The organism is Exiguobacterium sp. EF_C8 (assembly GCF_054956715.1).
This window is the reverse complement of the sequence record NZ_CM143264.1, coordinates 291,163-304,129: the sequence shown is the minus strand read 5'-3', so window position 1 is coordinate 304,129 and position 12,967 is coordinate 291,163. Positions and strand designations below refer to the sequence as shown.

General features: G+C 47.1%; 15 protein-coding genes. 6 read left to right on the top strand and 9 right to left on the bottom strand.

Annotated features, from left to right (window positions below; genetic code table 11):
- Positions 1-286 precede the first annotated feature (286 nt).
- Entirely contained in the window at positions 287-1,843 is a 1,557-nt protein-coding gene (locus tag ACY2IG_RS01715) for a BCCT family transporter (RefSeq protein WP_462618274.1), read from the top strand.
- Positions 1,844-1,933: 90 nt separating this feature from the next.
- The gene (locus tag ACY2IG_RS01710; protein WP_462618273.1) at positions 1,934-2,779 is read left to right on the top strand and encodes a metallophosphoesterase; all 846 of its coding nucleotides are present in this window, start codon (positions 1,934-1,936) and stop codon (positions 2,777-2,779) included.
- Between the two features lie 35 nt (positions 2,780-2,814).
- Here the strand turns inward: ACY2IG_RS01710 and ACY2IG_RS01705 are convergent, their stop codons facing one another.
- Both ACY2IG_RS01705 and ACY2IG_RS01700 read right to left on the bottom strand, forming a co-directional pair.
- On the bottom strand, positions 2,815-3,309 hold the full coding sequence (locus ACY2IG_RS01705; RefSeq protein ID WP_308102229.1) for a YwhD family protein: 495 nt from the start codon (positions 3,307-3,309) through the stop codon (positions 2,815-2,817).
- Positions 3,310-3,374: 65 nt separating this feature from the next.
- Positions 3,375-3,899, bottom strand: coding sequence for a hypothetical protein (locus ACY2IG_RS01700; protein ID WP_056064062.1), 525 nt, complete (start codon positions 3,897-3,899; stop codon positions 3,375-3,377).
- Positions 3,900-4,068: 169 nt separating this feature from the next.
- On the opposite strand from ACY2IG_RS01700, the gene ACY2IG_RS01695 reads away from it, so the two are divergent.
- Entirely contained in the window at positions 4,069-4,254 is a 186-nt protein-coding gene (locus tag ACY2IG_RS01695; RefSeq protein ID WP_023466792.1) for a 2-hydroxymuconate tautomerase, read from the top strand.
- A 72-nt stretch (positions 4,255-4,326) separates the two neighbouring features.
- Entirely contained in the window at positions 4,327-4,971 is a 645-nt protein-coding gene (locus tag ACY2IG_RS01690) for an NAD(P)-dependent oxidoreductase (RefSeq protein WP_462618272.1), read from the top strand.
- 55 nt (positions 4,972-5,026) lie between these two features.
- Here the strand turns inward: ACY2IG_RS01690 and ACY2IG_RS01685 are convergent, their stop codons facing one another.
- From ACY2IG_RS01685 to ACY2IG_RS01675, 3 genes are all read right to left on the bottom strand, one after another.
- On the bottom strand, positions 5,027-6,205 hold the full coding sequence (locus ACY2IG_RS01685; RefSeq protein WP_035411361.1) for a NupC/NupG family nucleoside CNT transporter: 1,179 nt from the start codon (positions 6,203-6,205) through the stop codon (positions 5,027-5,029).
- Between the two features lie 122 nt (positions 6,206-6,327).
- On the bottom strand, positions 6,328-7,185 hold the full coding sequence (locus tag ACY2IG_RS01680; protein WP_462618271.1) for a phosphotransferase family protein: 858 nt from the start codon (positions 7,183-7,185) through the stop codon (positions 6,328-6,330).
- Entirely contained in the window at positions 7,182-8,489 is a 1,308-nt protein-coding gene (locus tag ACY2IG_RS01675) for an HD domain-containing protein (protein ID WP_312085088.1), read from the bottom strand. The genes ACY2IG_RS01680 and ACY2IG_RS01675 overlap by 4 nt, the downstream gene beginning before the upstream one ends.
- Before the next feature lie 145 nt (positions 8,490-8,634).
- Here ACY2IG_RS01675 and ACY2IG_RS01670 point away from each other — a divergent pair, with 145 nt between their 5' ends.
- Complete coding sequence (locus ACY2IG_RS01670) at positions 8,635-9,456, top strand: lipoate--protein ligase family protein (RefSeq protein ID WP_462618270.1); 822 nt, start codon at positions 8,635-8,637, stop codon at positions 9,454-9,456.
- 16 nt (positions 9,457-9,472) lie between these two features.
- A complete protein-coding gene (locus ACY2IG_RS01665; protein WP_462618269.1) occupies positions 9,473-10,321 on the top strand; it encodes a DegV family protein in 849 nt (282 codons plus the stop codon).
- A 61-nt stretch (positions 10,322-10,382) separates the two neighbouring features.
- Here ACY2IG_RS01665 and ACY2IG_RS01660 read toward each other — a convergent pair whose 3' ends face one another.
- The 4 genes from ACY2IG_RS01660 to ACY2IG_RS01645 are packed head-to-tail and all read right to left on the bottom strand — an operon-like array spanning position 10,383 to position 12,903.
- Complete coding sequence (locus ACY2IG_RS01660; RefSeq protein WP_462618268.1) at positions 10,383-10,598, bottom strand: hypothetical protein; 216 nt, start codon at positions 10,596-10,598, stop codon at positions 10,383-10,385.
- Positions 10,599-10,647: 49 nt separating this feature from the next.
- Positions 10,648-12,168: a flotillin family protein gene (locus ACY2IG_RS01655; protein ID WP_029343201.1), complete on the bottom strand. Its 1,521-nt coding sequence runs from the start codon at positions 12,166-12,168 to the stop codon at positions 10,648-10,650.
- A complete protein-coding gene (locus ACY2IG_RS01650) occupies positions 12,165-12,686 on the bottom strand; it encodes a hypothetical protein (RefSeq protein ID WP_035411376.1) in 522 nt (173 codons plus the stop codon). The genes ACY2IG_RS01655 and ACY2IG_RS01650 overlap by 4 nt, the downstream gene beginning before the upstream one ends.
- Positions 12,676-12,903: a hypothetical protein gene (locus ACY2IG_RS01645; RefSeq protein ID WP_035411379.1), complete on the bottom strand. Its 228-nt coding sequence runs from the start codon at positions 12,901-12,903 to the stop codon at positions 12,676-12,678. The genes ACY2IG_RS01650 and ACY2IG_RS01645 overlap by 11 nt, the downstream gene beginning before the upstream one ends.
- Positions 12,904-12,967 lie beyond the last annotated feature (64 nt).

Sequence of the window (12,967 nt, the reverse complement as noted above, 5' to 3'; positions counted from 1 at the left end):
TAGATTTAAGACGAAACGGGAAATAACAGATTAACGTTTTCTCTTTCTTTATTTCTAATTTTTTTAAGAGCGTTTAAACACCGCCTTTTTTTAGAATCCCTTCCTGTAAACTAATGGTTTCTTTGTTTTCATTTCCCGGTTAATTTGCTTTTTTACCAAAATGTTTGTTACGGTAGTACCCTGCGTGATTAGGTTTTGTTATCGGATGCACGGGGTAATGATAATGTCGTTGTCATCAATTGATACAGAACAACCATGTAAAATTCGAAAGAAGGTGTGGAACACGATGGAAAATAATCGAAAAAGTAAGATTACAAAAGTCTTTATGGTATCCGTCATTTTCTGTGTGCTCTTTACCATATGGGGAATCTTACCGGAATCCCTAATCGGTGCAGCTAGTCTCGGAAATGTCACAGCTCAAGCACAATCCTTTGTCTCTGACGGATTTGGCTGGCTTTATCTTCTCGGCATGAGTGCTTTTTTAATCATTGCTATCTTTTTAATCTTTTCCCGCTTCGGTTCCATCCGACTCGGTAAGGATTCGGACCGACCTGAATATGGTCTCATTTCTTGGTTTGCCATGCTCTTTAGTGCCGGTATGGGGATCGGTCTTGTCTTCTGGGGTGTCTCAGAGCCTTTGACGCATTTCCATACACCGCCGGTCGCAACGGATGATCCGACGGAAGCGGCACGACTCGCGATGCGCTATTCGTTCTTCCACTGGGGATTACATCCGTGGGCCTTGTATGCGATCGTCGGACTTGCCATCGCGTACTCGACATTCCGAAAAGGACGTCCTGCTACGATTGGCGACACGGTCGCTTCATTGATGAAGCCTCAGTTCGCTTCAGCCGGTAAAGGTACCGTCGAAGTACTCGCCATCGTCGCAACGGCGTTCGGTGTCGCGACGTCACTTGGTCTCGGTGCGCAACAAATCTCAGGTGGACTGAACTTCTTGACAAGTAGTATTCCGAACTCATTTGCTACACAAATGATCATTATCGTGATCGTCTCGGTCCTTTATATGATGAGTGCCGCATCTGGTCTTGATAAAGGAATCGTTCGTCTCAGTAACGCCAACATTGTTCTTGCTGTTCTACTGATGGTCGCCGTCCTTTTCCTCGGACCGTTTAGTTTCATCATGGACCTCTTCGTCCAAACAACAGGAGCTTATCTGCAAAATTTACCAGTCATGAGCTTCCGCGCATCTGCTTTTAATCCAGATGAACGCGGCTGGATCAACGATTGGACGATCTTCTACTGGGCGTGGTGGATTTCATGGTCACCATTCGTCGGTACGTTTATTGCTCGTGTCTCGAAGGGACGAACGATTCGTGAGTTCGTCATCGGAATCATGCTCGTCCCAACGATTTTCGGATTGCTTTGGTTCTCTGTTTTTGGCGGATCAGCAATTTGGAATGAACTGTTCCAAAACGTCAATTTGATCACGACGATTAACGATAAAGGAGTCGAAACCGGCATGTTCGCTCTGTTTGAGACATTCGGTGGATTAGGCACATTCCTCAGTATCGTCGCTGTCTTCTTGATCACGACGTTCTTCATTACTTCGGCTGACTCCGCGACATATGTTCTCGGGATGCTTTCGTCTGGTGGTAGTCTCATGCCAAGCTTACGCATTAAGCTCGCTTGGGGTGTTCTCCAGTCTTCGATTGCCGCTGTCTTACTTTATGCCGGAGGATTGAGCGCCTTGCAGGCTGCTTCAGTTCTTGCCGCCTTTCCGTTCATCTTCGTCGTCGGTATGATGATTATCGCTCTATTTAAGGAGTTATCAGATGAACCTGATGCCCAAAAAGAAGTAACTGATTTGAAGCAAGATGCTTAAATTGTTTTGAACTCCTCCTTCCGTCGCATACGGAAGGAGGTCTTTTTTGTTATCCTGAATTATGCTGAACAGAAAGAAATGAGGTGACTCATGCGAAAACGTACACGTTGGCTCGTATCCCTTGGGATTCTCGCCCTAGGTAGTTGGTTTTTATATCGTGAAAATAACGTCATCGACGTCTCAGAGATCACAGTGACGTCGGGTCGCTTGCCAAAATCATTTGATGGCTATCGCGTCGTTCAAATCGCCGACTTACATGGCAAAGCGTTCGGATCGGATCAACAACGACTATTGAAAAAAATTAGTCGTAAATCACCAGATCTCGTCGTCATGACTGGCGATTTGATTGACTCGAGGCGAAACGGAGAAGAAGCTGCCCTTACACTTATGAAAGCGCTCGTCGATCGATACACTGTCTACTTCGTCACCGGGAATCATGAAGTCCGACGAAATTTAACGATTTTACCGAAACTTGAGCAGCTCGGTGTCACCGTTCTTCGGAATGAAACGCGTGTCATCGAGTATAAAGGACAATCAATTTCGTTACTGGGTATCGATGATCCGACGACGACACGTTGGCGCGAAGGACTATCAGAACCGGATGGGATTCGTCAAAGTCTCAATCAAGCACTGCAAGACGTATCGCCTGATGCGTTCCAGCTCCTGCTTGCGCATCGTCCGGAATATAAATCCTTGTATGCAGAGCGTTCCGTTGATCTCGTCTTATCCGGTCACGCCCACGGCGGACAGATCCGCTTACCTTTTACGGAAGGTCTGTATGCGCCTGGTCAAGGATTCTTTCCAACCGTGACGGCAGGCCGCTATCAGGAACAGCAGACTGAACTGATCGTCAGTCGTGGTCTCGGGAACAGCCTGTTTCCGTTTCGTCTGTTCAATCATCCAGAACTCGTCGTCTTGACGCTGAAACGACCATGAAAAAAGAACGTGTGCCGCGGCACACGTTCTTTTGTTTAGACCAACGCTTCATGTAAAGCAGTGTCAGCATTTTCCCACATCTCAGGTTTATGAGTCTGTAAGAAATCACGTAACAATTCCTTTGAACGCTCATCCATGTGATCGACGACGATCCGTCCTTTAAGGGATTTATCCATCTTATTGACGTGGTCGGCAAGAATCTTGAATCCGCGACGCGCTTCCGCATCGACTAACAGATCGCACGCAGCGACACCACCGTAATAGAAGCCTTCTGGCTTACGGCCGACTGTCACCCAGACGATCCAGTACAATTTACCGTTCGGTGTATCGGCTTTATCCGTCGTGAATTTGACGCGTTTCTCGATTGCTGCTTTTGCGTGCATCGCACCCATATCGATGTAAGCTTCACCGTCTTCCGGAGAAATGATGACTGGTGACATACTATTTAAACTGAGTGTTCCGACACCGAATCCTCCGTGACCGTCTGTAGAGTTATCTGAAATGATATTGAAGTTAATCTTTTTTTCCATCGTGTTTTGTCCCCTTTTATTCCTGTTGCTTCTATCATACCGCATTCCGAGGTGTCTGCAACCAGTCACTCGTAACGGAGTAACTGTAATTGATCCTCTGTCGCTCGGCGAATCGTCGGGAGACGATAACACGTCATGGATGCAATCTCCTCGTGGGCTGGGGGATTGACCTCTTCGAGATGAAGCAAAGCACGATCAAACAGGGTTTGCGCTGCACGACCGAATAAAAAGAGACGTTCCAGCGAAGAACACTGCGACCGAATCGCACGTAACTGATGCGCCAGTTCTCGCACCTTTGCCTCAACCTCTTCTTCCATGTCGGCTGTCGGTTTTCGATTTTGAAACAACGGTTTGAAACGTACATCGTCCTCAAGCAATGTCAGCATCCCGTATCGCTTCGCTTCTTTTTGATTCAGCAGTTGAGCGAGTTTTTTATCCGTTACGAGTCGACCGAACGGGATGTTCTGTTCAAAGACGATATCTGCAACCTCGAGTCCTTTAGGGCCAGACAATGGATAAGCTGTATCTTCTGGTAACGTCCGATCAAAAATCAGTAGCGTATGAATTTTTTTTCGTATGATCGCGTCCATTATGTCTCTCCTTTTCTGCCGTATGTGTATGACTACCTTCGCTTCCGACAAGAATAGCTCCTACCTTATACCCTTCTTTTTCGAAAACGATGTTCGAATTGACGAATCCCCTATCGAATGCGCTATACTGATGGCGTATCGTCATCATGCTAGAGGGGGAAATGAAGTCATGCCATATGTCACGGTTAAAATGTTATCGGGTCGTACAGTCGAACAAAAACGCGCCTTGATTGAAAAAGTCACGGAAGCGGTATCGGAAACGACAAATGCTCCAAAAGAAAACATCACGGTCTTCATCGAAGAGATGGAAAAAACAGATTATGGTCAAGCTGGCGTCATGTTTGCAGATAAATAATCAACAAGAGACGTCCGGTCGTTACCGCACGTCTCTTTTTCCCATCTACTTGATCTCCAAGGAGGAATTCTTATGACTACTGTTACTGTACTTGGTGCGACCGGTCGAACGGGTCGCCCTCTAATCGATCGTTTATTAAAAGATGACTACGATGTCCAAGCACTCGTGCGTTCCGCGTCATCGGACTTACCAGTTCACGATCGCCTTCATATCCTGACGGGAGACGCCACAAACCCGGACGATCTTGAACAAGCACTCGCAGGAAGTACCGCTGTCTTCAGTTGTCTCGGTACCGATCAACAGCAGGTTCTCTCGACAGCAATTCCACATCTCGTCACCAAGATGAAGGAAGCAGGCATCGAACGGATCGTCTTCATTGGTACAGCAGGCATTCTCGATGCGTCAGAAGAACCTGGAAAGTATCGTTTCCAATCGAGTGAATCCCGTCGCCGCTCGACAATCGCAGCAGAGGATCACCTGAAAGCTTATTTAACTTTAAAAGATGCAGACGTCGACTTCACCGTCATCTGCCCAACACAATTGACGGAAGATAAAGCACTTGATGCTGACGACTTGTTGATTGAGACGACACGCTTCACTGCATCGACAGGACCGGTTCCCCGGGAGAACGTTGCGCAGTTCGCTTACGAAGTCTACCGTGACGGAACCCACCATCGCGTCCGTGTCGGAATTGCTTCGCACGGTGAAACGAAATAATAGACAAAAAGAGCAATGGATCTGCTGATCCATTGCTCTTTTACATGTGTAACGATTACAGCAAGACGCTGACGACGATTGACGTCAAGACGCTGACGAGAGTTGCACCATACAGTAATTTCAAACCAAAACTAGCTGCAACGCTTCCTTGGCGATCATTCAATCCTTTAACCGCACCAGCGATGATTCCGATCGACGAGAAGTTCGCGAACGAGATCAAGAAGACAGAAACGATTCCGAGTGTACGTTCCGAGAACTCTTTCGTGTACTCAGGAAGGCTTAACATCGCGACAAATTCATTCGTGATCAATTTCGTGGCCATGACACTACCGGCACTGACGGCTTCCGCCCATGGAACACCCATGATGAATGCGAATGGTGCAAAGATGTATCCGAGAATTTCTTGGAACGAGATATCGAGAACCATCAGGAAGATATCGTTGACCATTCCGATCAAAGCATTATAACCGATCAACATCGCACCAACGATGATTGCGACTTTGAATCCATCCATGATGTATTCGCCGAGCATTTCGAAGAACGTTTGCTTCTCTTCGACGATTTCAAGAATATCTTCTTCCGGGTCAACCGTGTATGGGTTGATGATTGAGACGATCATGAAACCACCGAACAAGTTCAAGACGATTGCTGTAACGACATATTTTGGTTCTACCATCGTCATGTACGCACCGACGATTGACATCGAAACCGTCGACATTGCTGATGCACACAATGTGTAAAGACGGTTTGCTGGTAATTGACCAATTTGTTTTTTTACTGTGATGAATACTTCTGATTGTCCGATCGCAGCTGAAGCAACCGCGTTGTAAGACTCGAGACGCCCCATCCCGTTGATTTTCGACAAGACGAAACCAATCCCGCGCATCAAGATCGGTAAAATCTTTGTGAATTGCAAAATTCCGATCAAGGCAGAGATGAAAACGATTGGTAGCAAGACGTTAATGAAGAACGGTTGTGCACCTTCGTTCGCTAGTCCACCAAAGACGAAATCAATCCCGATTGCCGCATAACTCAGCAGTTTTTCAAAGACTTTCGCGACGCCACGAATGACGATATATCCGAACGATGTATTGAGTAAAATGAACCCAAGTACGAGCTGAAGAACTAGCATGACCGCAAGCGGTTTCAATTTGATGCCTTTACGATTGCTGCTGACAAGGAGTGCCAAGCCGAAAACGATAGCCAGTCCGAGTAGTGCGATAAGATATTTCATGAAGTACCCCTCTATCTATTAGTTGTTTATCAGTTGTACATTCGTACGATGTCTGACGTTTAATCTCTTTCCAAGTAATAGAATAATCAATATTTCGAAGAACTACAAGAGAAAAAGTTCATTTAGTAACCGCTTTCGTTATTTTCATAGACTTTCAAGACAAACTTTTCCAAGCGTTCCCGAACATTGTCCTGACTAAGGTTTTGCCTTCCATATGCTTTCCACCCCGAATAGACGTCAATTGTTTCAGGTCCAAAATCAAAAACAGCCCGAATATCCCACGCGTGATCGTACAAACGGTTCGTCTGTTTAAGGTAACTTTTTAAAAAATGATCCGCCATCTCGACGGATTCGAGCAAGGCAAGATTCAAACGACAATGCGCAAGGTCGACTTCAATGGGACCTACACATGCATTAATCCAATCAATCGTATGACACGTTCTGTCCATTTCGTATAACACATTGACCGGATGGAAATCCCGATGAATAAATCGGATTGTTTGACTTTCGATCGGTTCGACCGCCAGTAGCTGACGCCATCTCTCCGGATGCTGCGTCCACGTCGGAACGTAACGTTCCGTCGCATACGGCTGATAGACATAAAGAGATTCTGGTACGGGCAGCGTATGGATTGCCGCAAGCATCTGTGCTAGTCGTTCGACATATTGCTCATCCACCTGATCAAGCCGGATCTCTCCCGGTGAACGCGTCATATATAACCAAGGCGGTATTTCGTCCCTAACATCTGTTTGATAGTCCAACACATCTGGTGCTAAGTCACCTGCTGCTCGTAACGCAAACACCTCGTGCAAGACAAGATCAGGCTCCTCATGTAGCCAGTCCTGATTCGTATAGACGCGAAGAATTCCCTCACCGACCCGAAAAACAAGGGAGGATGTCGCGCCTTTTAAGACTTCGACCTCTCCTCCCTCCTGTCCAAGCTGTTGCAAGATTTTCGTAAGGACAACGGACGATATCATGATGTCACATTACCAATCAATAACTGGTCGATTTGCATCTTCTCATTCGCATGTTCGCGCAAGTCGTGCAAAATTTCTTGCGGGAAGAACAGCTTCTCATCCGTTTGGCGTGACGTCGCGATGGCTTGAACGAGCGGTGAAACTTGCGAAATCTCTTTCATCTGCCCACCCTTCATCTGTAGCATGATCGGTTGTTTGCTGATTTCACCATTATCTCCATATAAATCGTAAGGAAGACGACTGAGTTTATCTTCTAGCAGATAATACGTCGGATTCAAGCCGATCGCGTCAAACAGCTCGCATAATTTTTCATGGACGAGTTCACGTTTTTCAGCAGGGTAATCAACATACTTGAACAACTTTCGGTCAACGAATCTTTCTGATAGATCAGAAAGGATCGGATCCTGTTCGTTCGCCCACTGCTGAAAATAGAAGTAGACGATCGTCTCATCGAGTCCAAGGAAATCACGCAACTCCATCTTCTGATCAAACAGCGGCATTAAATGAATCGGTGCAATCACAAACGGATAACCGGAAAGGTATAGCTCCTGTGCTCGTTCGAGAATGGCTTTTAATAGGTAATCACTCGATCGTGTCACCGGATGCAGATAGACTTGCCAATACATCTGATACCGACGCATGATATAGTCTTCAATCGAATGCATCCCGGACTGCTTGACGACCATTTGATTCGGCGCCGGACGCAATACCCGAAGCATTCGCTCAAGATCAAATTTTCCGTAGCTGACGCCAGCAAAGTGCGCATCGCGTAATAAATAATCCATTCGATCAACGTCGAGTTGAGAGCTGATCATCGTGACGAGCAGTTGATTCGGGTGCGTTTTATTGATGATCGACGCCACTTCTTCCGCGAATCCCTCTCCCACTTGGTCGAGAACTTTCTTGATTTCCGTATTCCCGAGGATGATTCGCTCTGTCCATGTTTCATGATTGACACCAAAAACATTCTCGAATGCGTGCGAAAACGGACCATGACCGACATCGTGTAAGAGTGCCGCAGCCAGCGTCAACTCTCGGTACTGATCATCCCAATCGGCGCGACCATTGAAGACGTCGATCAGTTGGCGCGTGATCTCATAGACGCCGAGTGAATGATGGAATCGCGTGTGTTCCGCCCCATGAAACGTCAAAAAGGATGTTCCCAGTTGTTTGATTCGACGTAGTCGTTGAAACTCACGTGTACCGATCAATTGCCAAATCAACTGATCACTGACATAGATATACCGATGAACAGGGTCTTTAAAGACCTTCGTTTCCTTTAATTGACCTAATGATTGATACATATGTTTCTCTCCTTTAAATCGTGTCTATGTCGTTGTTGTTCGGTTTTGTCTCCAAGGATTCCTGTCTCCTGCGGCGCTTCGCACAGAAACTTTATACACCCTGTGCTATAATGATGTCGCAAATCTACAATAAAGGAACGAGCCTATGGGAATCGAACTCTTAAAACAAGAACATTATCGTATTTTTGATCAAACGTCACTCGGAACTGCTTTTCATGCGACACAATCGTTTGCGATGGACGACACATTATGCGCTTCCGTTGCAACAGAAGGAGCTGCACTCCGCTCTTGGATTCACCACGAAACTGTCGTCCTCGGCATCCAGGATGCCCGCCTTCCTCACCTTGCTGACGGCGTAGCTGTTTTGCACGAACATGGTTTCTCGCCCGTCGTCCGTAATTCAGGCGGTCTTGCTGTCGTCCTTGACGCCGGTGTCTTGAATATTTCGCTAGTCTTACCGGAACGTGGCGGCATCGATATCGACAGTGGTTACGAAGCGATGCTTGCGCTCGTCCGTGGCATGTTCGCGCAAGAAACAGACGCGATCGTCGCCGGTGAAGTCGTTGGATCGTATTGTCCCGGTTCTTACGACCTGTCGATCGCCGGTAAAAAGTTCGCCGGTATCTCACAACGTCGTGTCCGCGGTGGCGTTGCCGTTCAAATCTACCTCTGTGTTAACGGAAGCGGGAGTCAGCGCGCCGCTTTAGTCCGCGACTTTTACGCGGCAGCGCTTCAAGGCGAGACGACGAAATTCGTCTATCCAACCATTGTCCCGGAAACGATGGCTTCGCTTGAAGAATTACTCGGTACCTCATTGACGGTCGAAGACTGCTTACGCCGTGCCTATGAGGCATTACTTGCGTTCGGCGCTGATTTGACACCAGCGACTTTGACGGAACTCGAGAACGAGCGGTTCGGTGTCAATTTAAGCCGGATGCTTGATCGAAATGAAAAAGCCCTAGGTTAAGAAAGGAGAGAACGTGATGATCCGATTGATCACAGACAGTGGTGCTGATGCACCAAAAGACATGTTAGATGCTTATGATTTTACGATCATGCCGTTCGGCGTATTGATCGACGAAGACACGTTCTTCGACGGAGAATCGATATCTCCAAAACAACTGTATGATAAGATGCGCGATGGCGCAGCACCAAAGACATTCCAAGTAGAAGTCAGCCGGATGGTCGAGGTGTTCACGCGTCACTTCGAACAAGGTGATCCCTTCCTCTATCTCGCTTTTTCAAGTGAGTTATCTGGAACATACCAAACCGCGAAGATGCTCGCAGATGAACTCGCCGAAAAATATCCGAACGTCCCCTATCTCGTGCTCGATACGAAAACCGCTTCAACGGGACAAGGACTATTCGTTCTCGACGTTGCAGAGTATGCACAAACGCATTCGTTTGAAGAAACAGTGGTTTACGCTGAAGCCAAGGTCAATACGATTCGTCATCTGTTTACAGTCGAATCACTCGAATATTTGATGCGCGGTGGACGCGTTTCGCGAGCTAGCGCCTTCATTGGTGGTCTCTTATCGATCTTGCCACTGTTGACCGTTGAAGACGGAAAGTTGATTCCGAAAGAAAAAATCCGAGGTCAGAAAAAGGTCATGAATCGGATCGTCGAGTGGATGGAAGAAGCACGTCCATCAATTGACGGACACCGAATCATGATTGGTCATGGGGATTCGATCGAACGGGCAGAACAGTTAAAACAATTGATTGAAGCACATTTCTCACCAAGCGAAGTCATCTTGACGATCGCTGGTGCAGCCATTGGTTCACATACAGGACCGGGACTCGTCGTCATTGGTTACGACCTTCCACGTTAACAGCATTCATTCTTACTTTATTTAAAACGGGACAGACTCTTAATCGAGTCTGTCCCGTTTTTTAGGAATTATAGCCGAAGAATAGCAGTGCTACGCTTAAGCCGAGCGAGGAGACGATGAATACGATCGCCATCCCACCCATTCCGAAGACTAACAGCTTCGGTAAATCACGTCGTTTCTTTAGAAGGGCTGTCAATAACCCGACGTTGATCAAGAAGACGACAACGAACGGGAGCAACAACATCCAACGCTCTTGCAGTAACGCTAAACCATCCATGATGAGATATCCTTTCAGAAACTACTTCTACTAGTACATAGTAATGATATCAGTCTTCTGTTTTTGAAGCTGCCACCGCATCATGAGAATTCAAGTTGACCGTCAACGGCTTTGCTGTTCCTTTGCCAGAGAAGTTCTCGATCAACTCTTTAACATCTAATCCTGACGACGCCTTTAATGTCTCTTGCAGTGACGCCATCAAATCTGTCGCGTAACCTGTGACACGGTTCGCACCACCACCTTCACCACTACCTGTATCAACGACCGTGATCTTATCGATGTTACCGAGTGGTGCTGCAATCTCTTTCGCGTACTCTGGCATCATCCGAATGACCATGTCAAGGATTGCTGCTTGTCCGAATTGTTCGAACGCCTGCGCGATTTTTTCTTTCGCTTCCGCTTCGGCAAGACCTTTCAAACGAATGATGTCTGCTTCTGTTTCCCCTTGTGCTCGCTCAGCGTCCGCTTTCGCAAGACCATCCAGACGAATTCGTTCTGCATCCGCTTTTGCCGATGCTTCAATCCGGTATTTCGTTGCATCTGCTTCCGCATATTGCTTCGCACGGTCCGCTTGGGCAGCTTGCTCAATCGAGTAACGATCGGCATCGGCACGTTTTTTGACTTCCGCATCATATTGTTTCTCACGACGGAGGATTTCTCGTTCTTCGAGCTCGATTTGTTTTTGACGCTCAATGATTTTGATTTGCATCTGTTGCTCGGTGACTTCTTGTTGTGCACGTGCATTCTCAAGATCATACGCTTGGTCGGCTTTCGCCTTCGCGATATCTTGTTCGCGGCGGTAGTCTGCCATCTTCAACTGATTTTCTTTTTCTGCTTCAGCGATTTCCGTTGCACGTTCGAGTTCTGCTTTTTTCGCATCCTTTGAAGCTTCCGCTCGTTTGATGCGTGTCTCTTTTTCCGCGTCTGCCGTTGCGATGTCCGCATCCCGGCGCACCTGTGCAATCCGTGGTTTCCCGAGTGATTCTAAGTATCCATTTTTATCTCGGACGTCTTTGATCGTAAACGAAACGATGACGAGCCCCATCTTCGCCAGGTCTTGTGATGCGACCCGCTGGACTTCTTGCGAGAACTTATCGCGGTTCTTATAAATTTCTTCGACTGTCATCGAACCGAGGATCGAACGCAAATGCCCTTCAAGAACTTCACGCGCTTCCCCTTCACGCTCTTCTTTTGATTTTCCGAGGAACTGCTCTGCTGCTGTTGCAATCTCAGAAATCGAACTGCCAATCTTGATGATCGCTGTTCCATCAGCCATGACCGGTACACCCTGCTCCGTGTACACTTCTGGTGTTGTGACTTCGAGTTTACTCGATAACAAACTCAGTGGTGTTGCTTGTTGGAAGACAGGTAACACGAATGTTCCACCGCCGCGAATAATCTTCACCCGGTTGCCGGACTCATCGGTATTAACATTGCGTCCTCCAAGATAACTACCGGATACGATTAATGCTTCTTCCGGACCAACCGTTCGGTACTTCGTGATGAATAGGACAATCAATGCAACGATCAATGCGACTGCAACGATCGATACGATTAACACTGGATTCATGTAAACATCTCCTTTTTCCATTGTTGGGGGTACGTCACGACAGACGCGACGCCTTGTTTAATCTCGATAACAAGTACTTTTGTTCCTTGTGGTAAGGCAGGACCTTCAAACAGGACGGCTGACTTCGATACACGTCCTGAGACGTCATCAAGTAAAATTTCACCATATCCTTCAGTCGGAATCGGCACGATGACGGTTGCGCTACGCCCTTCTAGCATCTGTTCCGAAAATCCAAGCGACTGTTCGGCTTGTGCCATCGGAACGAACAAAAAAATATGCATCAGCGTCGTCACCAACAACGCGATGACACTGCTGATGATCAAAATCAAAATTGAACCAAGCGGACTCAGTTGTTCGAGTCCGAAGCCGATCGCTGACGTGATGATGACGAAAGATAAGATCAACGTAGGATGGAAAATTTGATCGACACCCGGAATGACGTCTGAGAATAGGATGGACACAAACACACCACAAGCAGCGGCCGCTAACGCATATAAATAAAGTGTACTAACGTCCATTTTCGTTCACCTCGATGTAAGGATGTGAACCATACAGTTCGTGATAAGCCCGCTGATACGCAGTCCGGTTTTCTTCATACAATAAACGAGCCAACTCTTTGTCTCGCTGATCAATCGCCTCTTCTTGACGACGTAAGTATTTTTTTTGCGCGGCAAAATGACGTGCTAATCTTGCCTCAATCGACGGTTCTCGTTCACGCGGCAACTCCTGTTTCATCGCTCCACTCCTTTCTGAAGTACTAGCTTTCTCCCTCTTCTACGCAAACCATCTAGAAAATGTT